The 24,526-nt window shown below is 67.7% G+C and carries 43 protein-coding genes and 1 pseudogene; 43 read left to right on the top strand and 1 reads right to left on the bottom strand.

Going from position 1 to position 24,526, the window contains the following annotated elements:
* The 4 genes from ACFFCN_RS06230 (at position 1) to ACFFCN_RS06215 (ending at position 3,341) form a co-directional block, all read left to right on the top strand.
* The gene (locus ACFFCN_RS06230) at positions 1-600 is read left to right on the top strand and encodes a TetR/AcrR family transcriptional regulator (protein WP_375490276.1); all 600 of its coding nucleotides are present in this window, start codon (positions 1-3) and stop codon (positions 598-600) included.
* 196 nt (positions 601-796) lie between these two features.
* On the top strand, positions 797-1,987 hold the full coding sequence (ftsZ, locus tag ACFFCN_RS06225; RefSeq protein ID WP_375490275.1) for a cell division protein FtsZ: 1,191 nt from the start codon (positions 797-799) through the stop codon (positions 1,985-1,987).
* Between the two features lie 17 nt (positions 1,988-2,004).
* Positions 2,005-2,739, top strand: coding sequence for a YggS family pyridoxal phosphate-dependent enzyme (locus tag ACFFCN_RS06220; RefSeq protein WP_375490274.1), 735 nt, complete (start codon positions 2,005-2,007; stop codon positions 2,737-2,739).
* 44 nt (positions 2,740-2,783) lie between these two features.
* Positions 2,784-3,341 (top strand): cell division protein SepF, encoded by a 558-nt coding sequence (locus tag ACFFCN_RS06215; RefSeq protein ID WP_375490273.1) that lies wholly within the window; start codon positions 2,784-2,786, stop codon positions 3,339-3,341.
* On the opposite strand, the gene ACFFCN_RS06210 is transcribed toward ACFFCN_RS06215, so the two are convergent.
* On the bottom strand, positions 3,328-3,645 hold the full coding sequence (locus ACFFCN_RS06210) for a multiprotein-bridging factor 1 family protein (RefSeq protein ID WP_375490272.1): 318 nt from the start codon (positions 3,643-3,645) through the stop codon (positions 3,328-3,330). The genes ACFFCN_RS06215 and ACFFCN_RS06210 overlap by 14 nt on opposite strands.
* 130 nt (positions 3,646-3,775) lie before the next feature.
* On the opposite strand from ACFFCN_RS06210, the gene ACFFCN_RS06205 reads away from it, so the two are divergent.
* The 39 genes and pseudogenes from ACFFCN_RS06205 to ACFFCN_RS06015 all read left to right on the top strand — a co-directional run.
* Complete coding sequence (locus tag ACFFCN_RS06205) at positions 3,776-3,961, top strand: helix-turn-helix domain-containing protein (RefSeq protein ID WP_375490284.1); 186 nt, start codon at positions 3,776-3,778, stop codon at positions 3,959-3,961.
* Positions 3,958-4,824 carry a hypothetical protein gene (locus ACFFCN_RS06200; RefSeq protein ID WP_375490271.1) on the top strand — a complete coding sequence of 289 codons (867 nt, stop codon included), beginning with the start codon at positions 3,958-3,960 and terminating at the stop codon, positions 4,822-4,824. Before ACFFCN_RS06205 ends, ACFFCN_RS06200 begins: the two co-directional genes overlap by 4 nt.
* 499 nt (positions 4,825-5,323) lie before the next feature.
* Positions 5,324-5,665, top strand: coding sequence for a hypothetical protein (locus ACFFCN_RS06195; RefSeq protein WP_375490270.1), 342 nt, complete (start codon positions 5,324-5,326; stop codon positions 5,663-5,665).
* Positions 5,662-6,036: a hypothetical protein gene (locus ACFFCN_RS06190; protein ID WP_375490269.1), complete on the top strand. Its 375-nt coding sequence runs from the start codon at positions 5,662-5,664 to the stop codon at positions 6,034-6,036. Before ACFFCN_RS06195 ends, ACFFCN_RS06190 begins: the two co-directional genes overlap by 4 nt.
* On the top strand, positions 6,033-6,500 hold the full coding sequence (locus tag ACFFCN_RS06185) for an HNH endonuclease (protein ID WP_375490268.1): 468 nt from the start codon (positions 6,033-6,035) through the stop codon (positions 6,498-6,500). The genes ACFFCN_RS06190 and ACFFCN_RS06185 overlap by 4 nt, the downstream gene beginning before the upstream one ends.
* Positions 6,497-6,721, top strand: coding sequence for a hypothetical protein (locus tag ACFFCN_RS06180; RefSeq protein WP_375490267.1), 225 nt, complete (start codon positions 6,497-6,499; stop codon positions 6,719-6,721). Before ACFFCN_RS06185 ends, ACFFCN_RS06180 begins: the two co-directional genes overlap by 4 nt.
* Positions 6,718-7,035 (top strand): hypothetical protein, encoded by a 318-nt coding sequence (locus tag ACFFCN_RS06175; RefSeq protein WP_375490266.1) that lies wholly within the window; start codon positions 6,718-6,720, stop codon positions 7,033-7,035. Before ACFFCN_RS06180 ends, ACFFCN_RS06175 begins: the two co-directional genes overlap by 4 nt.
* Complete coding sequence (locus ACFFCN_RS06170) at positions 7,032-7,313, top strand: hypothetical protein (RefSeq protein WP_375490265.1); 282 nt, start codon at positions 7,032-7,034, stop codon at positions 7,311-7,313. Before ACFFCN_RS06175 ends, ACFFCN_RS06170 begins: the two co-directional genes overlap by 4 nt.
* Positions 7,314-7,446: 133 nt before the next feature.
* Positions 7,447-7,632, top strand: coding sequence for a hypothetical protein (locus tag ACFFCN_RS06165; RefSeq protein WP_375490264.1), 186 nt, complete (start codon positions 7,447-7,449; stop codon positions 7,630-7,632).
* Entirely contained in the window at positions 7,629-7,799 is a 171-nt protein-coding gene (locus ACFFCN_RS06160) for a hypothetical protein (RefSeq protein WP_375490263.1), read from the top strand. Before ACFFCN_RS06165 ends, ACFFCN_RS06160 begins: the two co-directional genes overlap by 4 nt.
* A complete protein-coding gene (locus tag ACFFCN_RS06155; protein ID WP_375490262.1) occupies positions 7,796-8,665 on the top strand; it encodes a PD-(D/E)XK nuclease-like domain-containing protein in 870 nt (289 codons plus the stop codon). The genes ACFFCN_RS06160 and ACFFCN_RS06155 overlap by 4 nt, the downstream gene beginning before the upstream one ends.
* Positions 8,662-9,606 carry a hypothetical protein gene (locus ACFFCN_RS06150; protein ID WP_375490261.1) on the top strand — a complete coding sequence of 315 codons (945 nt, stop codon included), beginning with the start codon at positions 8,662-8,664 and terminating at the stop codon, positions 9,604-9,606. Before ACFFCN_RS06155 ends, ACFFCN_RS06150 begins: the two co-directional genes overlap by 4 nt.
* Entirely contained in the window at positions 9,603-10,322 is a 720-nt protein-coding gene (locus tag ACFFCN_RS06145) for a 3'-5' exonuclease (RefSeq protein ID WP_375490260.1), read from the top strand. The genes ACFFCN_RS06150 and ACFFCN_RS06145 overlap by 4 nt, the downstream gene beginning before the upstream one ends.
* Entirely contained in the window at positions 10,319-10,486 is a 168-nt protein-coding gene (locus ACFFCN_RS06140) for a hypothetical protein (protein WP_375490259.1), read from the top strand. The genes ACFFCN_RS06145 and ACFFCN_RS06140 overlap by 4 nt, the downstream gene beginning before the upstream one ends.
* A 2-nt stretch (positions 10,487-10,488) precedes the next feature.
* Complete coding sequence (locus tag ACFFCN_RS06135) at positions 10,489-10,770, top strand: hypothetical protein (protein WP_375490258.1); 282 nt, start codon at positions 10,489-10,491, stop codon at positions 10,768-10,770.
* On the top strand, positions 10,767-11,114 hold the full coding sequence (locus ACFFCN_RS06130; protein ID WP_375490257.1) for a hypothetical protein: 348 nt from the start codon (positions 10,767-10,769) through the stop codon (positions 11,112-11,114). The genes ACFFCN_RS06135 and ACFFCN_RS06130 overlap by 4 nt, the downstream gene beginning before the upstream one ends.
* A gap of 233 nt (positions 11,115-11,347) precedes the next feature.
* Positions 11,348-11,566 carry a hypothetical protein gene (locus ACFFCN_RS06125; RefSeq protein ID WP_375490256.1) on the top strand — a complete coding sequence of 73 codons (219 nt, stop codon included), beginning with the start codon at positions 11,348-11,350 and terminating at the stop codon, positions 11,564-11,566.
* Positions 11,563-11,973: a hypothetical protein gene (locus ACFFCN_RS06120; protein ID WP_375490255.1), complete on the top strand. Its 411-nt coding sequence runs from the start codon at positions 11,563-11,565 to the stop codon at positions 11,971-11,973. The genes ACFFCN_RS06125 and ACFFCN_RS06120 overlap by 4 nt, the downstream gene beginning before the upstream one ends.
* Positions 11,970-12,314 carry a hypothetical protein gene (locus tag ACFFCN_RS06115; RefSeq protein ID WP_375490254.1) on the top strand — a complete coding sequence of 115 codons (345 nt, stop codon included), beginning with the start codon at positions 11,970-11,972 and terminating at the stop codon, positions 12,312-12,314. The genes ACFFCN_RS06120 and ACFFCN_RS06115 overlap by 4 nt, the downstream gene beginning before the upstream one ends.
* Positions 12,311-12,571 carry a hypothetical protein gene (locus tag ACFFCN_RS06110; RefSeq protein ID WP_375490253.1) on the top strand — a complete coding sequence of 87 codons (261 nt, stop codon included), beginning with the start codon at positions 12,311-12,313 and terminating at the stop codon, positions 12,569-12,571. Before ACFFCN_RS06115 ends, ACFFCN_RS06110 begins: the two co-directional genes overlap by 4 nt.
* Positions 12,523-12,825, top strand: a complete 303-nt coding sequence (locus ACFFCN_RS06105) for a hypothetical protein (RefSeq protein ID WP_375490252.1) — start codon at positions 12,523-12,525, stop codon at positions 12,823-12,825. Before ACFFCN_RS06110 ends, ACFFCN_RS06105 begins: the two co-directional genes overlap by 49 nt.
* Complete coding sequence (locus ACFFCN_RS06100; protein WP_375490251.1) at positions 12,825-13,019, top strand: hypothetical protein; 195 nt, start codon at positions 12,825-12,827, stop codon at positions 13,017-13,019. Before ACFFCN_RS06105 ends, ACFFCN_RS06100 begins: the two co-directional genes overlap by 1 nt.
* Positions 13,016-13,252, top strand: coding sequence for a hypothetical protein (locus tag ACFFCN_RS06095; RefSeq protein ID WP_375490250.1), 237 nt, complete (start codon positions 13,016-13,018; stop codon positions 13,250-13,252). Before ACFFCN_RS06100 ends, ACFFCN_RS06095 begins: the two co-directional genes overlap by 4 nt.
* Entirely contained in the window at positions 13,249-14,343 is a 1,095-nt protein-coding gene (locus tag ACFFCN_RS06090) for a DNA cytosine methyltransferase (protein WP_375490249.1), read from the top strand. Before ACFFCN_RS06095 ends, ACFFCN_RS06090 begins: the two co-directional genes overlap by 4 nt.
* Positions 14,340-14,936, top strand: coding sequence for a hypothetical protein (locus ACFFCN_RS06085; RefSeq protein WP_375490248.1), 597 nt, complete (start codon positions 14,340-14,342; stop codon positions 14,934-14,936). The genes ACFFCN_RS06090 and ACFFCN_RS06085 overlap by 4 nt, the downstream gene beginning before the upstream one ends.
* Before the next feature lie 211 nt (positions 14,937-15,147).
* Entirely contained in the window at positions 15,148-15,528 is a 381-nt protein-coding gene (locus ACFFCN_RS06080) for a hypothetical protein (protein WP_375490247.1), read from the top strand.
* Positions 15,521-16,111, top strand: coding sequence for a hypothetical protein (locus tag ACFFCN_RS06075; protein ID WP_375490246.1), 591 nt, complete (start codon positions 15,521-15,523; stop codon positions 16,109-16,111). The genes ACFFCN_RS06080 and ACFFCN_RS06075 overlap by 8 nt, the downstream gene beginning before the upstream one ends.
* The gene (locus ACFFCN_RS06070) at positions 16,108-16,572 is read left to right on the top strand and encodes a RusA family crossover junction endodeoxyribonuclease (RefSeq protein WP_375490245.1); all 465 of its coding nucleotides are present in this window, start codon (positions 16,108-16,110) and stop codon (positions 16,570-16,572) included. The genes ACFFCN_RS06075 and ACFFCN_RS06070 overlap by 4 nt, the downstream gene beginning before the upstream one ends.
* Positions 16,573-16,869: 297 nt before the next feature.
* On the top strand, positions 16,870-17,259 hold the full coding sequence (locus tag ACFFCN_RS06065) for a hypothetical protein (protein ID WP_375490244.1): 390 nt from the start codon (positions 16,870-16,872) through the stop codon (positions 17,257-17,259).
* 154 nt (positions 17,260-17,413) lie between these two features.
* Positions 17,414-17,659, top strand: a complete 246-nt coding sequence (locus ACFFCN_RS06060; protein ID WP_375490243.1) for a hypothetical protein — start codon at positions 17,414-17,416, stop codon at positions 17,657-17,659.
* Positions 17,660-17,975: 316 nt separating this feature from the next.
* Positions 17,976-18,266 (top strand): hypothetical protein, encoded by a 291-nt coding sequence (locus ACFFCN_RS06055; protein WP_375490242.1) that lies wholly within the window; start codon positions 17,976-17,978, stop codon positions 18,264-18,266.
* Between the two features lie 184 nt (positions 18,267-18,450).
* Positions 18,451-18,678 carry a hypothetical protein gene (locus ACFFCN_RS06050; protein WP_375490241.1) on the top strand — a complete coding sequence of 76 codons (228 nt, stop codon included), beginning with the start codon at positions 18,451-18,453 and terminating at the stop codon, positions 18,676-18,678.
* The gene (locus ACFFCN_RS06045; RefSeq protein WP_375490240.1) at positions 18,678-19,442 is read left to right on the top strand and encodes a hypothetical protein; all 765 of its coding nucleotides are present in this window, start codon (positions 18,678-18,680) and stop codon (positions 19,440-19,442) included. Before ACFFCN_RS06050 ends, ACFFCN_RS06045 begins: the two co-directional genes overlap by 1 nt.
* 576 nt (positions 19,443-20,018) lie before the next feature.
* Positions 20,019-20,492 carry a hypothetical protein gene (locus ACFFCN_RS06040; RefSeq protein WP_375490239.1) on the top strand — a complete coding sequence of 158 codons (474 nt, stop codon included), beginning with the start codon at positions 20,019-20,021 and terminating at the stop codon, positions 20,490-20,492.
* Positions 20,489-20,686 (top strand): hypothetical protein, encoded by a 198-nt coding sequence (locus tag ACFFCN_RS06035; protein ID WP_375490238.1) that lies wholly within the window; start codon positions 20,489-20,491, stop codon positions 20,684-20,686. Before ACFFCN_RS06040 ends, ACFFCN_RS06035 begins: the two co-directional genes overlap by 4 nt.
* Before the next feature lie 10 nt (positions 20,687-20,696).
* Complete coding sequence (gene terL, locus ACFFCN_RS06030) at positions 20,697-22,202, top strand: phage terminase large subunit (protein WP_375490237.1); 1,506 nt, start codon at positions 20,697-20,699, stop codon at positions 22,200-22,202.
* A gap of 22 nt (positions 22,203-22,224) precedes the next feature.
* Positions 22,225-23,544 carry a hypothetical protein gene (locus ACFFCN_RS06025; protein WP_375490236.1) on the top strand — a complete coding sequence of 440 codons (1,320 nt, stop codon included), beginning with the start codon at positions 22,225-22,227 and terminating at the stop codon, positions 23,542-23,544.
* The gene (locus ACFFCN_RS06020; RefSeq protein WP_375490235.1) at positions 23,537-23,776 is read left to right on the top strand and encodes a hypothetical protein; all 240 of its coding nucleotides are present in this window, start codon (positions 23,537-23,539) and stop codon (positions 23,774-23,776) included. The genes ACFFCN_RS06025 and ACFFCN_RS06020 overlap by 8 nt, the downstream gene beginning before the upstream one ends.
* Positions 23,773-24,354: pseudogene (locus ACFFCN_RS06015) on the top strand (head maturation protease, ClpP-related); the annotation flags it as partial. The gene ACFFCN_RS06020 and the pseudogene ACFFCN_RS06015, both read left to right, overlap by 4 nt.
* Between the last annotated feature and the right edge of the window lie 172 nt (positions 24,355-24,526).

The raw sequence follows: 24,526 nt of genomic DNA, 5'->3' as shown, positions 1-24,526 counted from the left end.
ATGAGCGACGATCGCCCCTACCATCACGGCGCGCTGCGCGAGGCCGTCATTTCGGCCGCGGTGGCCGAGGTCGAGGCCGTGGGCGCCACGGCGGTGAGCATGCGGGAGATCGCGCGCCGGGCCGGCGTTTCGCACGCCGCACCGGCCCACCACTTCGGTGATCGCGCGGGGATCTTCACCGCGATCGCCACGCAGGGCTTCACGCTGGCCGCCGAATCGATCGCGCCTGCGGCCGTTGGTCCGTACGGCTTCCTCGACGGCGGGGCGGCGTACGTCGCCTTCGCGGTCACGCATCCGGGGCACTTCGAAGTGATGTTCCGCCCGGCGTTGTACCGCGAGGACGACGCGCAGCTGATGGCCGCGCGTGATCGCGCGTTCACCATCTTGTTCGGCAGCGCGCGCGAGCTCGCGCACGAGCACGGGCACGGGGATCCGGACGCGCTCGTCGCGGCCGGCTGGTCGCTCAGCCACGGGCTCGCCACGCTGCTGCTCACGGGCAACATCGCCCGCTACCTCGCCGACTCGCAGGCCGATCTTGCGGACGTGGTCGCGCGCGGTCTCACGGCCCTGGGTGCGATTGCAGGTTCGCGCCACGCGTGACAGCAGCGCGATCTGCGCGAATCCCGCCTCGATCGGCGTGTCGGTCGGCGTGCCTGCCGACGATCGGTGCACGCACGATCTAACTTCGTGACATCGCCCCAGGTTGACATAACGCTAAGCGTCTACTTGAGGGTGAGGGTTCGGAACCGCGAGCCGGCACGAGATCGGGACGTCCCAGCCAGATTCAGGAGCCATCATGAGCGCACCGCACAACTACCTGGCGGTCATCAAGGTCGTCGGCGTCGGCGGGGGCGGCGTCAATGCCGTCAACCGGATGATCGAGGTCGGCCTCAAGGGTGTCGAGTTCATCGCGGTGAACACCGATGCCCAGGCGCTGCTGATGTCCGACGCGGACGTCAAGCTCGACGTCGGACGTGAGCTCACCCGTGGCCTCGGCGCGGGCGCGCAGCCCGACGTCGGCAAGAAGGCCGCCGAAGATCACCGCGACGAGATCGAGGAAGTCCTCAAGGGCGCCGACATGGTGTTCGTGACCGCCGGCGAGGGTGGCGGCACCGGCACCGGTGGCGCCCCGGTGGTGGCGAGCATCGCGCGCAAGCTGGGCGCGCTGACCATCGGCGTCGTGACTCGCCCGTTCAGCTTCGAGGGCAAACGCCGCGCCACGCAGGCCGACGACGGCATCGACGCGCTGCGAGCCGAGTGCGACACGCTGATCGTCATCCCCAACGACCGGCTGCTGCAGATCAGTGAGCACAACGTCTCGGTGATGGAGGCCTTCCGCAGCGCCGACCAGGTGCTGCTGTCCGGCGTCCAGGGCATCACCGACCTGATCACCACGCCGGGTCTGATCAACCTCGACTTCGCCGACGTCAAGAGCGTCATGAGCGGTGCCGGCTCCGCGCTCATGGGCATCGGCTCCGCCCGCGGCGACAACCGCGCTCGGCAGGCCGCAGAGATCGCCATCGCCAGTCCGCTGCTCGAGGCCAGCATGGACGGTGCGCACGGCGTGCTGCTGTCGATGTACGGCGGCTCGGACCTCGGCCTGTTCGAGATCAACGAGGCGGCCTCGCTCGTGGCCGAGGCCGCCCACCCCGAGGCCAACATCATCTTCGGTGCCGTCATCGACGACACGCTCGGCGACGAGGTCAAGGTCACGGTCATCGCCGCAGGCTTCGACTCGGGCCAGTTGCCGTACAAGAAGGTGGAGATCCGCCGTGAGCCGGCCGCCCAGGCCCGCACGCACGAGCCGGTCGCCGCCCCCGGGTACGCGAACGCGGGAGCCCGTCCTGCCGGGTCGCAGGCCTCGTCCGCGGGCGAGCAGCGCGGCCAGGCCGAGCCCGCGTCGCGGTACTCCTCGCCGACGACCAACGGTGCGCACTCCCCGCTCGACCTCGACGAGGAACTCGACGTTCCCGACTTCCTCAAGTGAACCCGGTGATCTGCTAGGTGAGCGCAGGGGGCGGCGACGGCGCACGCGAGGCTGAACTCGTCGCTGCACTCGGTGCGGTCCGCGCGCGTATCGCGGCCGCGTGCGACGCCGCCGGACGCGATCAGCGTGACGTCACGCTGATCGCGGTGACGAAGACCCGGCCGGCCGGTGACGTCGCGGCGCTCGCCCGGCTCGGCGTGCGCGATTTCGGCGAGAGCAAGGACCAGGAAGCGCGGGCCAAGATCGCCGACCTCGACGCCCTCGGCGGTATGCCTCCGGTGCGTTGGCACGTCGTCGGCAGGCTGCAGACGAACAAGGCGCGCAGCGTCACGCGGTACGCCCAGGCAGTCCATTCGGTCGATCGCGTCAAGCTGGCCACCGCGCTCGCCGACGCCGTCGCGACGGCCGACCGCGAGCCGCCGCTCGACGTGTTCGCGCAGGTCAGCCTGGACGACGACCCCGATCGCGGTGGCGTCGCCACCGCCGACCTCGACCGCCTCCTCGACATGATCGCCGGGCGGCGCGAGTTACGGCTGCGCGGCGTGATGGCGGTCCCGCCGATGGGTTCGGACGCCGACGTGCAGTTCGCCCGGCTCGCCGAACTCTCCCGACAGGTCCGCGCGCGCCACCACGGGGCCGACGCGATCTCCGCCGGCATGAGCGACGACTTCGAATCGGCGGTCCGGCACGGTGCGACACACGTGCGGATCGGTACGGCGTTGCTCGGACGACGTCCCCCGGTTTTGGGCTAGCGTCCCCTGCAAGTTCCACCCCACCGAAGTTTTCTGGAGGAGCAATGCCCGGAGCGATGCACCGCATGGGCGTCTACCTCGGCCTCGTCGAGGACGACGAGTACGAGGCCGACGGCTTCGGCGGCAACGGGCACAGCCCTGGTGGTTCGAGCGCGTATCAAGCCAATCACGGCCACAACGGCCGTAACGGTGACCGCTCGCCCGCCCGCCGCGATGAGTGGTCCGAGCAGCGGTTCGCGCGCGAGCCGGTGCGCGTCGAGGCGGCCGGTTACGCCGACTACGGCAGCGACGACGACGTCCACTACGCCGAGGAGTACAGCCAGTCGGCCTACCAGATCACCGCGTTGCACCCGCGCACGTACAACGAGGCCCGCACCATCGGCGAGCACTTCCGCAAGAGCACGCCGGTCATCATGAATCTGACCGACATGGACGACGCAGACGCGAAGCGGCTCGTCGACTTCGCCGCCGGGCTGACCTTCGGGCTGCACGGGCGCATCGAGCGGGTCACCGCGAAGGTCTTCCTGCTCAGCCCGCACAACGTCAGCGTCACCGCTCAGGACAAAGCCAAGATCGAGAACGGCTTTTTCAACCAGAGCTAGCGGTGCCGATAGACGGGACCTCGGTATCCGAGGTAGCGGGTGGGACTACATCGCCCCAGCCGAGGAACCATTGCCGCGCAAAACCGGTCACTCGCTCGAGGTCTGAGGCAACGCGCGGCAGGTCGTCGGGCACGTTTCGACCGGACTCCCACGCCGAAAGCGTCGGCGTTTTGATGCTCAACGCGGCTGCCAGCTCACCCTGCGACATACGCAGCTCGCGCCGTGCGATGCGCACGTAGTCGCCGAAACTCAACGTCGGTGCAGGTCGGCGCGCCTGCTTGACGTCCCCCAGTACATCTGTCATGTGGGAGACGGTACTAAGACGCGCGCACACCGTCAATTAGTGTGCAGGTCGAACTTTTCCGCGTGTCGATACGCATGCGTATTGACGTTCGCTATCGCCCGGCGTACCGTCCTGTCTTGTGACCGACAGTATGCATGCAGACCAACAGTCCGACCTCCTACGGCCTGGTGACGTCGCTCGCATCTTCAACGTTGCCCCCAGCACCGTTCGCATGTGGGCCCGCCTCGGCAAGCTCGCCGAAGTTCGCACGCCGGGCGGCCAACGTCGATTCCGCCGTGCTGACGTAGAAGCGCTTGTCGGCAAGGCGTCGGCATGAGCAGCATCCAAGGCGTCTGGACGCCGGAGGAAGATCGATGGCTGCGTTCGGGCGAGTGGTCTCGCGCCGAGATTGCACAGCGCACAGGCCGGTCAATTAGCGCGGTCAACCAGCACGCACGGCGCTTGGGTTTGGCCCAGCCCAAGCCGCAGCAGCGTTGGAGTTCTACCGAGATCGACTTTCTGCGCGCACATCGCGAGAGTCTCACCGCTGCTCAGATTGGCGATCGCCTGGGTCGCCCCGAAAACGCCGTCCAACACGCCGCGAAGAAACACGGGCTAGCACTAGCCGCGGGCAAAGGCGGATTCGCCGCACAGCCGTTGTGGCTGCGTGGGCAGATCATGATTGGTTCGCGAACATTGATCGCGAAGACGTGCACGCAATGTGGACGTTTGCTTGCTGCTCGACGGTTTTCCCGTCGCACGGACACAAGTCGGCGAGGCCACTGGGAGCAGCCTTGCCGTGGATGCAAGATCGCAATGGCACCTGCTCAGCCCAAGGCCAAGAAGTTAGCCGCATCAGCGAAACACCGGACCGCCGTTGAGACGTACACCCGGTCCCTTGCGATGCGTTCTGGCGAGCCTTACAGCGGCGAAGACGACAGCCACGTGCGCGACGTCTCAAAGTCGTTGATTCAGGTCGCAGTCGAGATAGGTCGCACGTATAGCTCCGTTGCAACGCGCGCTCAACAGCTGGGGATCAACCGGCGGCCTAACCCGGACCAGCACAAGCATTGGGTCGTGCTGATCCACCGGTCCAGCGTCGAGGCCGCTCTCGAAATGGAGCGCCAAGGCCTGATCGACAGCCGCGGCGTGCCCACCGAGGACCAATGGGACTGGAACGACGAGCAGGTGTCGGCATGACTGCGGATCATGAGTTCACGCACCTTGGCGATGCTGATTGGCCGATCGACGCTCCGTCAGCCGACGCTGACAAATGCAACGGGTGCGCACAACTTGACCGCGTTACTGCTCTGATCGATGCGATATCTGCGTTCATCGACCAACGAATCAGGTCGGCATTAGCCGACCACAGTCAGCTGAGCACCACTAAGCGTGAGCCGCACCCTGCACTGAAAGCGGGATCCAGCGTGCAAGCCGATGCTGCGTTGGCGCGCATCGAGACGCGTCGTCGTCTTCGCTTTCTTCGCCGAGAGACGTACCGCGCGTGGACTCGTGCCGTCCGCACGACGTGGCTGGTTGTGCGCACCCACGGCCGATACGCACTCAAGACGTCCGTCCCGTCGGTGAGCACTCGGGGGAGTGCATCGCCGGGACGGCGCAACACCAATCCGAATTAGCGATGGCGCCGGCATTGCCCGCCGACGCCATCCCGATCGCTCACAACCACTTGGAGGAAGTCATGAGCGACACCCTCAGTATCCAGCACAACCGCAGCGGCGCGCCGCAGACGCACACCATCAACAAGCCGGTGATCCGGTTGCTGACCCGCATGTACCGCGCAACCCCGACCGGGCAGCAGGGCGGATTCATCGTCAGCGTCGATAGGGCGTCGAGGCGCAGTGTCGTCGTTGTTGAGGGGCGCGAGTTCGACGAGCACCACGACTTCGTCGACCCGTTCGGTCACGACCGCACAGGTTTCGGTTCCCTGGTCGACGCCGTTGAGTACGCCGCACGCCGCGGCTGGACGTCTTCCGCGCTCACGCTGTGGGTTGTCGACTACAGGGTCCAGGTGGCGGCATGAGCGCCACGGTGACGAGCATTGACCGTGCCGCGCGGATGCATGGCCCGTGGTGGGCGCGGGAAGCGCCGGCCGTGCAGGCGGTGCTGGACCTGGCCGCTGTCGACGGGCCGGAACGCCGCTCGATCGCCGCCCTGTTCGCGCCGAAGTGGTCGGCCGAGTTGGACGACATCGCGCGGCTCATCGACGGGATCGAACGCTGCGGCACAGGAGATCCGACCGTGCTCGACGACTTCCGCGACGGGCGCCGGTTCACCGCAGTCGAGGTCGACCTCGCGTGCGACGAACTGTCGGACGCGTTGACCGGTGAGGCGCTGATGATGGCGCAGCTACTCGCCTCGGTCATCGCACGCGCGGGGGGCGCACGGTCATGACCGCGTCTCGGACTGATGCATTGTTGACCGCCCTTGCCTACCTCGCCGCGCTGAACGGGCGCGACGAATGTGTCGAATGGTCAGGCGCTCTCGACACCAACGGATACGGACGAGCCAGCGTGCGTGACCCCTTGACGGGTCACTTCGTCGAAGGTCGCGCACATCGCGTCGTATGGGTCGCGTCCGGCCGAACGCTCGACGTCGACCTCCAGCTCGACCACTTATGCCGCAACCGCGCCTGCGTCAATCCGGCGCACCTGGAGCAGGTGACCGCCTACGAGAACGGCATCCGCGGCGTCATTGCCCGGCACGGGTACGACCCGCGGACACACTGCGCCAGCGGCCACAGGCGCACTGAAGCGAACACTTATCGCACCGGCGCGCCCAGCGGTCGTTGCCGTGACTGCAACCGAGAAGCTGCTCGCCGATACAAGGCGCGCCGTGCTGCGGCGGTGTCGTCATGATCGCCGTCGCGTTGATCGTGCTGGCCTTGGTGGCCGGGAGCCTCGCGTTGCTGCGTGCCGTGGTGCGGCCGGGTGGGAAGTCGTTCGACCGGCACGTGACTGACGCGCTCGCGATTCAGGACGATCACGAGCTGGTCACGTCGATGGCCAACCACCCGTCCGGCAAAGAGTTCACCGCCGAGGACCGGGCGTGGGCCGATGAGATCGGTGGCGCGCTATGACCGCCGTGCTGATCGTCGTCCTGTTCCTCGTCGGCATAGCGATTGGCCTGTTCGCACCCGACTGGTTCCTCGGCCCCTACTTGATGATCTCCGGCGCGTTCGGGGTCATCTGGACCGCCGCCACTGACGACTCAACGTGGATCGCGGTCGTCAACGGCATCTATTTCGTCATCGGCGCGTGGATCACTCGCAACTGGTGGAACCGTCGCGGTCGGAAGAAGCTCACCGACGCGCTGGCGGGTTACAAGCACCGCGCGCGGCTCGCCTCGATGGGTGTCCAGGTGACGCAGTTGGCATCGGGGCGTGCGTCATGAGTGGCGACGAGCGCGAGCCGGAGATCGTGGCGTTGGACGCGGTCCAGAAGGCCCTAGAGCCGCTGGAATACCCGGAGCGCAAACGCGTCATCGACTGGGCCAACGCTCGCTACGGCACGTTCGGCGAGCTGACGCAGTCGGTGCAGAAGATGTGGTCCGACGCTCTCACTGCAATCCACGTGTACTCGCAGGTCACGCCCGATCCGACGCCGGAACAGGCCAAGTTGTTCAAGCACCTCGACGGAACGAAGTTCGCACGCAAGGCGGCGTCGTCGTGACCGCCGCCGTGTACGTGGGCCGGCACCGTGCCCGCCCGAAGCCCGGTCGTGCCGTCCTCGCCGCCCTCCGCACCGTCGCGTTGTGCCTCGCGATCGGCCCCAACCGCGCACTACTCAACGGGGACGGTGCGTGATGGCTGAGGTTGGAAACCCCGTCGGCCGCAACGGCCGCTACAACGTCACGTTCATCATGGACGCTGACGACGCGGAACACATCGCTGGCCAGTTCTCGCCAGACGACCTGTTCGTCGAGGAGCTTCACGAAGCCGCGGACGAGATGCGGCGCCGTGACGCCGACCGCGCCGGGACTGGTGCGTGATGGCCCGCAAGCGCAGCTTCCTCGACCAGCTCCAACGCGACGCCTACTTCGTCAGCCGCACCGCCGGTGACGCGTCCGCCCTGCAGAAAGGCGGCGTACCGCGCCTCGCCAAGAAGGTGCTGCGCCGGCAGGTCGTCGGTGCCCTGTTCCGAGGACTCGGACGATGACCGCCGCAGCGCTGCCGACCGAGCAGATCACCGCGCCCGGCGTCTACCCCGACCTCGGGCTTGAGGACTACCACGCGCACGCCGACTGGCTCTCATCCACCGGCGCCCGGAAGCTCCTACCGCCGTCCTGCCCTGCACTGTTCCGGTGGGAGCAGGACAACCCGCCCGGCCCCAAAGACGTGTTTGACGTCGGCCACGCCGCGCACGACATGGTCCTCGGCGGCGGCCCGGAGATCGTCCGCATCGAAGCGGTGAACTGGCTGACTAAGGCGGCCAAGCAGCAACGCGACGAGGTCCGCGCTCGCGGCGCTGTGCCGGTGCTCGCCGCGACCCACGACGAAGTCAAGGCGATGGCTGAGTCCGTCATGGCACACCCCGTCGCCGGTCGCCTGCTCGAACACGGCACCGGCCAGCCCGAGACGTCGCTGTTCTGGTTCGACGAAACATCCGGCGTCAAGCGGCGCGCACGTCTCGACTGGCTCCCCAGCCAGTCCGGCCGGCGGCTCATCGTCCCGGACCTCAAGTCGTGCATCTCCGCGCAACGTGACGAGTTCGCCAAGGCCGCCGCTCGGCACGGATACCCAGCACAGGCGGCGTACTACCTCGACGGCGTCCACGCCCTCGGGCTCGCCGAACACGCCGTATTCGTGTTCGTCGCCGTCGAGAAAACGCCGCCGTACCTCGTCAACGTCATCCAGCTCGACGTCACCGCGATGCGCATCGGCGCCGCGATGAACCGCACCGCCATCGACACCTTCGCCGACTGCACCCGCACCGGCACATGGCCCGGCTACGCCGACGACGTCGAGATCGCCTCGATGCCCGTCTGGTTCGAGCGGGCCCACGAACAGGAGCTCACCTCATGACCGACCTCGACACCACCAGCAACGTCCCCGACCAGCGCCACGCCGACGCGATCGGCCAGGCCACCGCCGTCGAGCAGGCCCGCGCCGTCGCCGAAGTGAAGGGCGCGATCGTCGTCGCCCAGCAGTGCCCCCGCTCGACCGCCCTCGCCGTACAGCAGATGCGCGAGTCGTGCGCCCAGAAGGGCCTCGCCGAGCGGGCGTTCTTCCGCTACTCCCGCGGCTCCGGGCAGATCACCGGCCCGTCCGTCCACCTCGCCCGCGAACTGGCCCGCTGCTGGGGCAACATGCAGTACGGCATCACCGAGCTGTCCCGCGACGACGGCAAGGGCGAGTCGCAGATGCTCGCGTTCGCGTGGGACGTGCAGACCAACACGCGCGCCACCACCACGTTCATCGTCAAGCACGGCCGCGACACGAAGCAGGGCGTCAAGGCCCTCACCGACATGCGCGACATCTACGAGAACAACGCCAACAACGGCGCCCGCCGACTGCGCGAGCAGATCTTCGCGATCCTCCCGAAGTGGTTCACCGAGGAAGCGCAGGACCGGTGCCGCACCACGCTGGAGAACGGCGGCGACGCGCCGCTCCCGCAGCGGATCGCGACACTGGTGCAACGCTTCGGTGACCTCGGCGTCGGCGTCGACCAGCTCGAACGCAAGATCGGCCGCGACCAAGACCGGTGGAACGCGCACGACGTCGCCGCGCTGACCGTCGTCGGGAAGTCGCTGTCCACCGGTGAAGCGCGCATCGAGGACGAGTTCCCCGACGACAAGGTGACGGTCGACGAGATCACCAAGCAGCAGCCGGCCGCGAAGCAGGCGAACGGCCGAGGCAAGTCGCAGCAGAAGCCGACCGAGGGTGACCCGGACGATCAGTGCCCGATCTGCGGCACCAAGACCGACGACCACGACACGCAGATGCACGAGATGGCCGGGGTATGAGCGGCTGGCACACACGGCCGTTCGCCGCCTGGGACCTCGAGACCACCGCGGCCGACCCGGAGCAGGCTCGGATCGTCACCTCAACGCTTGTCGTCATCGACGGCGGACAGGTCGACCCGCAGGAGTGGCTCGTCGACCCCGGTGTGCCGATCCCCAAGCAAGCGGCCGCGATCCACGGAGTGACGACCGAGCGCGCTCAGGCCGAAGGAATGGATGCGGTCGGCGCCGTGCTCGACATCGCGACAGCAATCGCGAAGGTGTGGTCCGACGGCATGCCGCTGGTCATCTACAACGCGAACTACGACTGCACCGTCCTCGACCGCGAGCTGCATCGCCACCACGGTCACGGGTTCGACGTCAGCGGCCCGGTGATCGACCCCTACGTCATCGACAAGGCCCTCGACCGGTACCGCCGAGGTAGCCGCACCTTGTCGGCTGCGGTCGCGCACTACGGCGTCACGCTGACCGACGCACACTCATCGCTCGGCGACTGTCTCGGCGCCGCGCGCGTCGCGTGGCGGTTGGCGCAGCGGTACCCGCAGCAGATGTCCGACCTCGTCGAGCTGCACAACCAGCAGGTCAAGTGGAAGGCCGATCAGGCCGCGTCGTTCGCCGACTACCTGCGTCGGCAGGGGAAGCCGGCCGACGACGTCAGAGGCGACTGGCCGTTGGTGCCGTTCGTCGCGTCGCCCGCGTGTGTGGGGGCCGAGTCGTGACCCGCCCGGTGCCGGTGGTGCTGGTGGTGGCGGGCGGGAAGCTGCTGGCCGGCGCGCTGCTCGCCGCGGTGTCGTGGCCGGTGCGGCGTGGTTTGCGGGCGATCGATGTGGCGACGTCGATGCCGTTCGACCAACCGCCGCCCGTCGACACCGGACGGTGCTGACCATGGCCGAGGTGTTCCTGTGCAAGACCGGTCAACTCAAGCCTGCGAGCCGCAAGGCGCTGCGTGACGTCGGTGTTGTGGTGGTCGAGGTCGACGATCCGTCCACGTGCCAGTTCGTGCGCAGCGAGGCGCGGGTCAGCGGCGACGAGATGTTGCACGCCGCGATCAGGGCGCTCCGGCACGACGGTGGTTACGGCGAGCACGGCGGTCAACAGCGCACGAAGTTCATGGTCAGCATGTTCGACCTCATCGAAGCCGCTACTAGCTCGGAGTGCCCGTCATGACCAATCTCGTTCACCCGTTCTACGACGCCGAAGCAACACGCCTCGAAGTCCGGCACGCGGACATCGCACTCTCGCACGGCGACGGCAGCAAGACCCACGTCGTCAATGTCGAAGCGTGGACACCAGGTCTCGATCCGGTGCTCGTGCAGATGGAACAGGCCGAAGCTCAGGCATTTGCCGAAGCGGTCACCGCCGGTTTCGAGCCCGCCGAGAAGACGTACTGCGGCGCCCGCAACCCGAACAACGCCGAGGGCGGCCACTGCACGCTGCCCGCCGACCACGCGGACGGTTTTCACGCTGCGCAGACCGAGGAAGGCGGGCTGCCGTACGTGGTCTGGCAATGACCACGCTCGCAACGCCGCCGATCAGCGCCGAGCGGCGGATGCAGCGGGCCGCGACCGCCCGACTCATGGCTGTCGCGCCGTGGCCATCCACGCTGCGCAACACGGACCCGGTCGCCTACTGGCGACGCCTACACGTCCGCGTGCGACGCCCGCACCGCGCTGTCCCTCGCAATCGGCGCACCCCTCGACTCGATCCATTCGACATTCGGCACGTTCACGCGTGGACAGCAGCCATGAACGACACCGATTGGACCGTGCTAGACGGCTGGTACCTCGGCAACGGCGAAGTCCGGCACGTCATGCGTGAACGACACGACGCGCCACCCAACTACGGCCACCTGTCCTCGTTGTGCGGCGTGTGGTGGCCGACCGAGCTGACGCGCGCCTCTGACGACGTCCGACCGTGCAAGTCCTGCATCCGCAAGCTCACCCCCACGAAGGAGCCAGCATGACCGCCACCGCAGCACGACCGACCCTGCCCGACTTCGAATCCGAAACCGTCGCACGCGCCAGCGTGAAAATCACCAACGCGGGCGACGGGCTGTCCGAAGCGCTCAAGGTCGACCCGATCGCGCTCCACATGAACGACGTCGTCTACTACGTCCTCCGCGGCGAAGTCACCCAGATCAACCACCGCACCGACCGCGACGACGAGATCGTCCGTGTCCACACGGTGAAGGCGGACCAGATCAGCCCGATCGACGCCGGCGCGGCGCAGAAGTTCCTGCAGGCCTACGCGGAGGAGACGGAGCGGAAGAAGGCGGAGATCGCCGGGCAGCTCGCGTTGGACGCCGAGCAGGAGGCGATGGAACGCGAGGCCAACGACCGCCACCAGGGCAACGTGCACCGGCCAGCATGAGCGGCCCACCAACCCCAGGGCAGCAAGCCCTCGCCGAAGCGGCGCGTCTCGAGCAGGCCCGCATCTACGGCGCGACACTTCCCAGCGCCCGCACCCACCGCCCAGCACGCGAGCAGGTGTCGCTGACCGCCCTGTCGCAGCAGCTCGAGCAGCCGGCCCGCGTCCCCGACGTCGCCTGGCGCGCCACCAGCATCACCGGCGACGAACTCGCCCGGGTGCGCGAACGGGCGCAGCAGCTCATCGCCCGCGGCCTCACCCCTGACCGGATCGCGCACGCCCTCGACGTCGACCAGGCCGTGATCGCCGCGGTCCGCGCCGAGATGGACCGGGCCGTCGCATGACCACCGCGACCGAGACCGCCCACGTCCGCGACCTACTCGACGGACTCACCCCCGCCTGCGCCGTCGACGACATGCTGGAACGCGAAGGCCAATGCGGCGACACCGCCACCCACCTCGTCTGGCTCATCGACCGCACCGACGGCGAACCCACCAACAAGATCCCGATGTGCCGGCCACACGTCGCCATCGCCCGCGCACACAACAAGACGTGCCCGTTCTGCCGCGGCAACTTCCGATTCGCCAGCGAGCCGATCTGATGGCTCAACAGTGCGCCTACGGCGTCCACACCATGCCGCGCGGCAGCAACCGCTGCGCGTGCGGGAAGTTCCGCGATGATCCCGCCGAACGCCAATGGCACACCGACACCGGCCACTGCGGCGGCTGCGGCCAACCCGACGGCTACTGCACCTGCAACGGCGTCTGCGGCTGCCACGAACTCCACCCGACCCGCGACCCCGACGCGCTTGACCGCTACGTCGCCGCCGGACCCGACCAAGACGGGCTGTTCTGATGCCGTTCACCGCGACTTACCACGGCACCTGCACCGACTGCGACGAAACCATCGCACCCGGACAGCGCATCGAACGCGACCCCGACGACACCGGCTGGCAACACGTCAACTGCGCAGCACCACCCGACCGCGTCGACTGCGTCTGCGAACGCTGCTTCCTCATCCACGCGCCCTACCAAGCGGGGTGCGCATGACCAACACCTGCCCGTGCGGCTCGACGTCGTTCACCGGCGACGAAGGACCCGTCCGCGACCTCCCCGGCGGACTCGGCACCGTCGTCCGCTGGCGCTGCGACGGCTGCAACACCGTCCACTACGACGACGACGCCCTCGCGCGACTCCGCGCCGCCCTCGCCGGTGCACGCACCGCGCTCGCCGCCGTCAAGGAAGCCGGCTGGCGCCGCCCGACCGGACCGAGTGCCGCATGACCGCGGGCAGCGCGACCCGAACACGCCTCGTCTCGCTGTGCACCGGCTACGGCGGCCTCGACATGGCCGTCCAAGCCGTGCTCAACGTCGACATCGTCGCGCACTGCGACATCGACCCAGCCGCGTCACGGCTGCTCGCGTACCACTGGCCCGACATCTCAAATCTTGGCGACCTCACCACTCTCTCGTGGTGCGACTACCGCCCCGACATCGTCACCGCCGGCTACCCCTGCCAACCATTCAGCCTCGCCGGCCGGCGCCAAGGAGCAGACGATGAACGACACCTCTGGCCTTCGATCGCCGCAGGCATTCGCCGAGTACGACCCCGACTCGTGTTCTTGGAGAACGTGGCCGGCCATCGGACTCTGGGGCTCGACGCCGTACTCGGGGACTTGGCCGCGGACGGGTATGACGCGACATGGACGAGCATCCGCGCTGCCGACATCGGCGCACCCCACGGCCGGGAACGCATCTTCATCCTTGCTGCCGACACCAGTGGTGGCCTATGCGACTGGCGGCAACGCCAATCGGGGGAACGACCGAGCCAACGAGCTATTGCTGCCGGGGATCGCGCGAGAAGCGGTGAGCGGGCTGTTGCCGAGGCCGACGGCGCGCGATCACAAGGGCGCGAACCAGCGGCAGGACGACACGTGTCTGCACGGAGCGCTGCTGCCGACACCGGTAGCGACCGACCGCTTCGGGGCGCGGAACAACACGTCGGGGCGGTCGACAGACAGCGCGAGTCACAGCGGCGAGACGCTGACCGACGCGCTGTGCGGAGACAGTCCTATCCGAAGGCTCTTGCCGCGGACCCGCGCCTCGACTGGGGCAAGTACGGACACGCTGTTCGACGCTGGGAGCAGTTGACTCGTCCGGCACCACTTCCGACCGAGGCTGCCACCTTCGGCGGGCAGCGGCTCAACCCCTGGTTTGTCGAATGGATGCAGGGCTTGCCTGCCGGCCACGTCTGCGCAGTGCCCGACCTCACCCGCAGTGAGCAGCTGCGACTGCTTGGCAGCGGCGTCGTACCTCAGCAAGGAGCAGCTGCGCTCTCATGGCTGCTCGCCCACCTTGAGACGGCCGCAGCATGAGACTTGCGATCGCCGACCCGCCTTACCCGCCGCAGTACAGCGAGCGGTACGACACCGCCGCCGGCGGTACACGTATCACCATGCGCTCACGCGCGCAACGGTGGTACGGAACCGACCGTCGCAGCGGTAACGGCAAACCTGCGGACGTCCATCCCGCGGCAAATGAGTGGGACAGTCCGCGCCGGCACCGCGACCTGCTTGAGCAGCTACTCGACCAGTACGACGGCTGGGCCATCGCCACCACGCCCGACGGCCTCGACCACTACCGACCGCTGCCGATCCCGTGCCGCACCCTCGCCTGGGTCAAGACCACAGGCGGCATCCCCGGCGGCCACCGCATCCGCTCCAGCTGGGAACCCGTCATCGCCTACCCGCCGCGCGGCCGCCGAGGACGCGCAGAGCACGGCCGGCAAGTCCGCGACGTCCTCATCGCGGCACCCGGCGTCAGGAACTTCATCGGCTCCAAGCCGGCCGCCTGGACCCGATGGGTGCTCGACGCGCTCGGCTACGACCCCGAGACCGACACCGTCGACGACCTATTCCCCGGCTCAGGAGCCGTCAGCGCCGAGATCGCTCGCGGGGTGCTGCTGTGACCGCCGCGACGATCGAGGTCCGCACACCCCTCAACGAACCCGCCCCACGCCGCTGCGTCCTCTGCCACGACCCCTACTACGGACCCGGCACCGGCCACAACCAAGCACACCCTTGCTGCTCGTGGTGGGCCGAACGAGGCCACAGTCGCTGCCCCGCCTGCCGCGAAGCACGCCACGCACGACGCCGACGACCACGAGGAGCCACCACCTGATGCCCTACCTGAACGTCGACGACGAGCTTGCGTTCCACCGCAAGGCAGTCGCGGCCGGCAACGCCGCGATGGGTCTATGGGTGCGCGCCGGCTCGTGGAGCAGCGGGCAGGAATGGCCCGAAGGCCAAGAGCGCGACGGCTACATCCCCGACGAGATCGCCCGCGCCATAGGCAAGACCGCCGAGATCAACGCGCTAGTCCGAGTCGGGTTCTGGGAGCGCGCCGACACCGACGACGGCTACCAGATGCACGACTACGCGGACCACAACATCACTATCGCCGAAGCTCGAGCGCTGTCCGCGAAACGTGCCGCGGCTGGCCGCAAGGGCGGCTCACGCCGACCAGGTCTTCAAGCAATCAAGGGGCAAGCAAATGGCTGACCAATACCCGAAGCAAACCAGTAAGCATTTGCTTGAACACAACGTCGAGCAAAACACCCAGCCGGAGCTAAGCAGTCCCAGTCCCAGACCCACTACTAACTCAACTTCCGTACGAACGGACGGTTCTCGTAACGCGCGCGACCTCGCCCCCGACGACGACGCCTGGGTCGTCGCCTACCGCGTCAACCGCACCAACTCCACCGTCCAACTCGCCAGCCTCGCCCCACCCATCACCGAAATCCTCCGCCGCAAACACTGGGCCACGCTCGTACGAGACGAAGGCTGGGCCTTCCCGCTGCGCTACCTCGCCCACGTCGAGAAACTCCTCGCCGGCGCCGACACACCCGTCGAACTGTTCAACCTCGACGGCAGCCCCACACCCGGCCAGCAAGACCGCGAACGCGCCGAGGAACGCACCACCAGCACCGCCGTGCTCACCCAGCTACGCGACGCACGCAAAGCCAGCCAGACGAACCCTGAAGCGATCGACAGGGCGCGCCTCGACGCACGCCAAGCCTTCATCGACGCCATCGCCGCCAAGCACCCACACGTCACCACCGACGACACGGAGGCCGCCTCGTGACCGCCCAACCGACCATGCTCGAGCCCACCATCGACGATGTCCCCGAGCTCCGCGTCCGCGTCCTCGGCGACCCCGTACCCCAAGGCTCCATGCGCGCCTTCGTCATCCGCGGCCACGCCAACGTCGTCCCCGACAACGGCCCCGCGTTGAAACGCTGGCGCGCCGACGTCACCGCAGCCGCCACTCTTGCGATGCGCGCCAACACGTGGGTCACCCTCGACGTCGCATGCCGCGTCGACCTCTGGTTCCTGCTGCCGAGACCGAAGTCAGCGCCACGCAGCCGCACCCACCCGGATCGCAAGCCGGACCTCGACAAGCTCCAGCGAGCATGCCTCGACGCCCTCACCACCGCCCGCGTCTACACCGACGACGCCCGAGCCGTCACCATCACCGCCGGCAAACGCTACGCAACCACCGACGAACAACCCGGCGCTTTGATCATCATCAGGCCCACGTCGTGACCGGCCACTGCACGCGCCCACGGGTGCGACCTGTTGTGTCGATCAGTGTGCCGGGACCGGTGGATGGGGTGGCGGGGGACAGGAGCGAACAGGGATGAGCAACGACGAGCCGGTCCAGCCAGCAAGAGCTTTTGCGGCGATCATCGAAGGCAACTCGCCTGAGCCGTGTCACGATCCGGCGTGCCCGGGTTCGAGTGATGAGTTTGATCCCAATGACATTGCACGCAGGTTGATCGAGGGGCCAGTGCAGACGTTGATCAGACGTGCTCTTGCTGCTCGCGGTTCGGTGGTGTCGCGGTGAGTGACGACGTGATCAACGACGAAGCCGGCGATTTTCGTAAGGCTACGGCGTGGCTGCGGCTAATGGGATACGACGTGCCGGACTGGGTCGTTGCCGCCGTCGTAGCTGCCGAAACCGAACTGTCGGACGCGCGAGAGCACGAGGATTTGCTCGCCGCTGACTTGGCGAGCGTTGAGCAGCATCGCGATGAAGTTGAAGCCGAACGCGACGCCGCTCTCACTGAGGTTCAGGCATGCCGCACACGTTTGAGCGCCCACAGCATCGAGACGGTCTTGTTGCAGCACGCGGACCAACTCGACCCAGACGAAGGCCCGGTTGTCCTTGCTTGGGGCGTGAAGCAGCTGGCCGAGACGTTGGCATGTGACCTGGCGGAAGGGCTGTCATGACCTATTGGCGGGAGCGTTGGGTTCGGCTGCGTGCTTTGTGGCGTGCTTGGAAATTGACTGGCTGCGAGACATGCGATGGGTTCGGTCGCAATGGCCAGCAATCGTGCAAAACGTGCCGTGGCACCGGCCTCGTTCGTGGGTCGGGGGTGTCGACGTGAACAGCCCAGACGAGCAGCTGATGGCCGCGCTTCGGGACGCATCGTTCGTGCGGCATCACGGACGTGCTGGCCGCTTCCACGTGATCGTCAACGACCTTGCGGCGTGCAATCAGACCGATTGGTTCGTGAAGGGCGCGATGCCGTTGAACGAGATGACGGAGCAGCCGGCCGAAAAGGTCTCGGCCGTGCTCCGGTGTCGTCGTAGAGCGTGCGCAAAGCTCTGGCCTGCAGGTGTGTCGTGACTGGCCCGGTAGCCAGCAACGAACAGGTCGCGGAACTACGCGCCGAAGTTGAGCGCCTGTCTGGGCTGCTTATGGCGTCGCCGCGCGCACTGCGATTAGAGCGCTCCGAGGCGCTAGCGGATGGCGCGGTTCAACGGGCGAAGCGAGCCGAGGCCGAGTTGGCTGTGGCCCGTGAACAGCTAGCCGCCCATGCGCGTGCGATCAACGACATCTGGGACTGGTGCGAACGCAACTTGCAGGCAGGAGCACCGCCGGTCGTGGTCAATGCGCGGCGGGCTCTTGCGGTTTCGTCACCCACCACCGAGGACGGGCAACGATGAATGGACTGATCTGCGACGGCTGCGGCGAAGTGCTCGCACTGGACTTGCCCTCCGGCCGCGAGGATTCAAATGGAGAGCGGGCAGCGTGGATCGAGATCCGCGCCGGCGGCCTCAGCGTCGACGCCTGCACCCGGTCATGCGCTACGGAGTTACTCGCCGACGGGTCGACGCTCGCTCGCGTCATTGATGCCTACACCGAGTCGATCGCAGAGATTGCCCGCACCATCAAGGACGAGCGCCAGGGCGATGACGACGAGCCCACTACCGAGGACGGAGAACAACCATGAGCGACAAGCGACCAGAGATCACGCACAAGTGCCCAGGCTGGGGCGAGTCGTTCACGCAGTGCTGCGGACGCAACCCGTTCGAGCTGCCACGCACCGACCGCATGACCGACATCGCCGGTCTCGTCACATGCCGAGGACGCGTCGCTGCGGCTGGGGGTTCGTTGACCACCGAAAGGACACCCCAGTGAGCGCACCGCTCCTGAAGCCGTGGCTCGACACGCTCCGCCTCGCCGGCGTCGCAGCCGAGAAGCTGATGCACACGATGCGCGACGCATTCACCCGCCTCGGTCAAGCGCTCCGCGCAATGCCACCCGCACCACCGCGGCATGTCGACGTTGACGACCTGTTCCCCGGCCACCTCGTCAACAGCGCAGCCAACGACCCCGGACTCGGCGAAAGGAATCCGTCCTGATGACCGATCGGCAGTCGCTACTCATCGACCTGTCCGAAGCGATCAACCAACTCACCAGACCACGACGACACACCGAGACGATCGAAGACATCGTCACCGACATTGTCGTCTCCCGCACCGGGAAGCAACGCGGACGGCGCCGCAAGATCCGCCGGCAACACACCACCACCCTGCCGCCGCTGCTGGACGAGCTACGGGACGCGTCCCGGCCAGGCAGCGGCAGCGACCAGCCCGGCAGCAGCGGCGGTTTCGAGTCCCGCCCGTCCGCCGAGCTTGAGCCGTTGTCGGTGTTGCGGGAGATCATCGACGACGCCACCAGGTGGGCGCGGACGCTGAGGGTCGATCGCAGCGACTTACCGGCGATGCTGTCCGCGCTCGTGTCGGCGCCGCACGACGACAGCCAGCTCACGATGCTGGCGATGCAGGCTGAGCGGTGGGTGCATCGCGCGAAGCAGGCCACTGGTCACGAACCGTTGCCCGTTACGTTGAACCAGGCGTGCCCGATTTGCGGGAAACGGTCCGCGCTGGTCGTGTCCGGTGACCTTGACGCGGCGAAGTGTTCACGCTGCGGCGCACGCTGGACGACCGACACGATCGCGCTGCTCACCGAGATGCTGAAAGCGAACGAGGGCGAGACGATGACGGCGCAGCGCTGCTACTGGCGGCATTGCTCGCGCGTCGGTGTCCATGACGAGCACCTCGACCAGAACACCGGGCGCACCTGGCGCGACTACTGCGACGTGCCGCAACCCGTGGGAGCATGATCGGCATGACGCAACCTGGGTTAGGCGACGACGTTCCGTGCAGCTGCGGTCAGTGGGGTCGCGTGCGAACCACCGAGCTCGGTCCGAACGGCTTGGCCGCGGTGATCGTCATGCACGTTGACGCGGACGATCACCGCGTTGAGGGTGACGACCTAACGGCGTTGCAGACACAGCTCAAGGGCCAGTGATTCCCGGCGTTTCGCTGCGTTAGTTGCGCGTTCGATGATCGTCGTTTACCTTTTTGCACTGAGGGCAGCTATGCCCTTAGCCAGCCCCGTGCCGAATTGGCCGGGGCTGTTGCCGTCCCCGGGGTGGTGAGCGATGCCCAAACAGCCCGCCACTAACCACCTCGACCAGCACGGCTGGTGCGACGAATGCGACCAGCAGCACCGTACGCACCGCGGCGGCATCTCGTGCGCTGGGCATCGACGGTTCAACACCGACCCCGCCTCACCGGACTACCGGAAACGGCTACCCGAACCAATACCGTGCCGCCGAGACCCCGCGGTCGGTCAGGCGCGGTGCGTGAAGCACGGCGCCGGCGCGAAACAAAACCGGGCAGCAGGGGAGCGTCGCATGACCGAACAGCGAGCGTCCGAGGTGCTGCGCCGGTTCGGTGCGCCGGTCGACACGACCCCGACTGAGGCGCTGCTCGACGCGGTGAAGTGGACCGCCGGGTACGTCGCCTGGTTGCGGGACAAGGTCGCGTCGACGCAGGCCGACAAGACCGAGATGGACGGCGTCGCCCCGGAGCGTGTCGCGCTGGTCAACGAGGAACGCGCGCTCACGCAGATGTCGAACGTCACCGGGAAACGCGAAGCGTCGGTGTGGGTCGACCTGCTCGGCCAGTGGCATGACCGGCTGGTGCGGATCTGCTCCGAAGCGATCAAGGCGGGCATCGAGGAACGCCGCGTCCGGGTCGCGGAGCAGCAGGGCGCGCTCGTCGCGGACGTGATCCGCAAGATCCTCGGCGACCTCGAACTGACACCCGAGCAGGTCGAAGCAGCCGGCAACGTCGTACCGATCAGGCTCCGCGAGCTCGCCGGATGAACCCGGTCAGCTTCGACGACCTGACATCAGTCACGACCGCTTCGCTGCTCACCCATTGCCACGAGGGCATCTCATGGACGGGCACCCGCACCACATGGGACGGCAAACCCGGCGAAGGTCACCAGCACACCGTCACCACGTACCGCTGCGCGTGCGGCGCCGAGCTGAAGGTCGCGCTGACGACACCCTGCTAACGGAGGCCCGATGAGCAGCACGCTCGACTGGGCCGAGTTCGCCGCACGAGACTTCGAACAGACCCTCACGCTCACCCCCGGCCAGCGCCGCTGGACCACACCAGGCGTCATGGCGTGCGAGATCGAACGCAACACCCGACAGACCGCAGCACTCGACGCCCTCGACGCCGTGCTCGTCAAGCTCGCCGACGGCGACCTGGCGAAACTGATGGTGTTCATGCCACCCCAAGTCGGAAAGAGCGAACGCGCGGTCCGCCGGTTCGTCGAATGGCTGCTCGACCAATTCCCCGAACTCCGCATCGTCGTCGCGTCGTTCGACTACGGCACCGCCCGACGGTGGGGCGCGCTGATCAAGCAGGACATCGAGACCTACCCCGAGCTCGGGATCACCCTGCGGCAGGACTCCAAGGCGGCCGGCTACTGGTCGACCGCGCAGGGTGGGTCGCTGTACTGCGTCGGCATCCGCGGCGCCCTCACCTCACGCGCGGTTGATCTACTGATCATCGACGACCCGGTGAAAGACCGCGCCGCCGCCGAGTCCGCGACCCAACGCGACGCCGCGTGGGACTGGTGGGAGAACGTCGCGAAACCGCGCGCGCTCCGCACGCTCGTGATCCAGACCCGCTGGCACCAGGACGACCTGTCCGGGCGGCTGCTCGAGCGCGAGCCTGGCGAGTGGTCCGTCCTGTCGATTCCCGCCGTCGCCGAAGACGCTGACGACCCGCTCGGCCGCGAGCCCGGTGTCGAGATGGAACCGGCCCGCGAACGACCCGACGGGTACTACTCGCAACTGCAGAAGACCACCAGCCCGTATGTGTGGTCGTCGCTGTACCAGCAGCGGCCGACCGCCGCCGAGGGCGGGATCTTCAAACGCGGCGACTGGCGGTACTGGCAGTGGGGCGGCACCAACGACGACCGGATGATCGTCACCGAGTCGGGGCAGTTCCGGCTCACTGAATGCACCCGGTTCGCGACCCTCGACCTCGCGACATCCGTCAAGACGTCCGCCGACTTCACCGTCGCGTGCGCATGGGCCATCACCATCGCCGGCGACATCGTCCTGCTCGACCGCAAACGAGACCGCGTCCCCGAAGTCGACCACGCGGCATTCCTCGAACCGCTGCGGCAACGCTGGCTGCAACGCTACGACGTCACCCACATCGAGTCCCGCATGTTCGGCACCACCCTCGTGTACGCGCTCGGCCGCGCCGGCGTCCCCGTCGCGGAGCTTGAGGCTGACACGGACAAGCTGACCCGCGCGCTCCCCGCCGCCGGGCTCGTCCGCCAGCACCGCGTCTGGCTGCCGGCCGACGCGGCCTGGTTGGACGAATGGCTCGACGAGCACGCCGACTTCCCGAACGTGGCTCACGACGACCAGGTCGACAACACGGGGTACGCCGCTCGGGTCGCGATCGCCCACTGGCTCCCCATGGAGACCGCCGAACACGAGCACGCCCGCGAAGCCGCCGCGACACCCGAGCCGGGATTCGTCGACCTCGAGACCGCCGCATTCTGACCGACCGGAAGGGGACACGCTCGTGACCGTCCCCAACAGCCTCGCCGGCCAGATGGACGACGCCGTCAGCAATGTTGACGGGTTCGGCTCCGCAGTCGACTACCTGCTTGAGCACGTCCCGGAGATGCGTCACCCGTGGTCGATTCCGACGCTCGCGCAGATGTCGCACGAACCGCAACTGTCGTCGATCCTGCGGGTGTTCAACCTCGCTATCTCACGTGGCACGTGGACGGTCGACGGCGCAGGGTGCGACCCGACGGTGACCGCACAGATCGCTGACGACCTAGGGCTACCGGTCAAGGGTGAGAAGCCGACGCAAAGCGGTGCGCGCCGGCGCCGGTTCAGTTGGGCCAAGCACCTCCCGACCGCGTCGCGGCTGTCGCTGAAGTACGGGCACGGCCCCTTCGCGCAGTCGTGGGTGCAGGAACGAGTCGGGCAGCGCCGCACGTGGCGGCTCGACATGGTCCAGGAGCGGATGCCGCAGACCATCGACGCGTTCGAGCTGAACAGCGACGGCACACTGAAGTGGGTCGAGCAAGGCACCGGCACTGACCTGGTGAAAATCACCACCGCTGATCATCGCCTCGTCTGGTACGACCGGGAACGCGAAGGATCGAACTACTACGGCACGTCGCTGCTGCGCCCGTCTTACGGGCCGTGGCTGATCAAGCAGCAGATGCTCCGCGTCCTCGCAACATCGCACCGCCGTTTCGGGATGGGTGTGCCGGGGTTCGAGCCGCAGCCCGGCGCGAACCCGACACCGCAGATGGAGACCGCCGCGCAGCAAGTGCTGTCCCGGTTGCAGGCGTCGTCGCAGTCGCACGTCGTCCCGCCGCCGGGCTACCGCTACACGTTGACCGGCATGACCGGCTCCGTGCCGGACACCCTCGGGTTCATCACCTACCTCGACCGGCTGATGACCCGCTCGACGCTGACGTCGATCCTCGACATGGCGACCGCCGAACGCGGTAACCGCAGCCTCGGTGAGACCGTGATGGCGTTGATGGTGTTCGCCCAGCAGGACGAGGGGCAACGCATCGCCGAAGACGCCACAACACAGATCGTGGTGCCGCTGGTCGATGCGAACTTCGGGGAAACCGAACCCTCGCCACAGATCAGCGTCACCGGCATCGGCCGCGACCGGCAGTTGACGTCACAGGACATCGCGGCGCTGCTGCAGTACGGCGGCCTAAACCCCGACGACACGCTCGAGGAAGCGATCCGCGCCGAGGGGGAGCTGCCGCCCATCGACCACGCGACCCGGCGGCTTGAGATCACCGAGCAGCCGCCGGTCGACCCGGACGCACCCACTGACCCGACAACGGAGGTCGACGATGCCTGATCACGATCGAGACCGCTCGGACGTCACCGGCGAGTTTGTGTCCGATGAGTTCGCCGCAGCGAACCCGGCGACGACGTCGAGCGAGGACGCGCGCGCGGTTAAGGTGTCGCTGACCAGCGACGCGAAGGCCGCGCTCGCTTGGCTGCAGGCCAGTAGCGGCGGAACCGCCCGCGACGGCTTGATCTCGGTCGCGCTGGTGCAGTACGCAGCCGCGCTCGGCTACACGCCGTGACGACACCGAGCATCCCGGCGCGGTTCTGGGGCGACCGCGACCCGAAGGACAACTTTCAGGGCATCCGCGCGGAAGCCACGGGCGGCACCGCGGCCGAGATCCGCCTGTACGACCCGATCGACTCGTGGGGCGCACCGTTCGGCGTGTCCGCGAAGGACTTCACCGCCGCGCTCGACGCGCTGCCCAACGACACCGACAACATCACGCTGCGGATCAATTCGCCCGGCGGTGAGGTCGGCGACAGCCTGGCGATCCTCAACGCCCTACGGAACCACAAGGCCGACGTCGACGTGATCGTCGAAGGCCGCGCATGCTCTGGCGCGTCCGTCGTCGCAATGGCCGGCAAGACCATCACCATGGCGCGGCAGTCGCAGATGATGATCCACGACGCCGCCGGTATCGGGATCGGCAACGCCGCCGAAATGGCCGACTACGCCGCGTTCCTCGACAAGTCGAGCGACAACATCGCCGCCGTCTATGCCGAACGGGCCGGCGGCACGAAGGACGAGTGGCGCGCCGTCATGCAGGCCGAGACGTGGTTCAACGACGACGAAGCGGTCGAGGCGAAGCTCGCCGACAAGGTCGCCCCGAAGACCACCGCCCCGAAAGCGGCGCTGAACCGCTTCGACCTCGCGATCTTCAACTACGCCGGACGTGAGCAGGCGCCCGAACCGCACACGCCCACCACCCAGACCCCCGCCGCGCCGCCGGAGACCCTGCAGAAGCTCGTCTCGCTCGGTCTGGTGACGC

Origin of the sequence: uncultured Jatrophihabitans sp. (assembly GCF_964246335.1) — a bacterium.
Lineage (GTDB): Bacteria > Actinomycetota > Actinomycetes > Mycobacteriales > Jatrophihabitantaceae > Jatrophihabitans.
The sequence above is the reverse complement of the archived record's forward strand: the minus strand, read 5'-3'. Positions and strand labels throughout refer to the sequence as shown.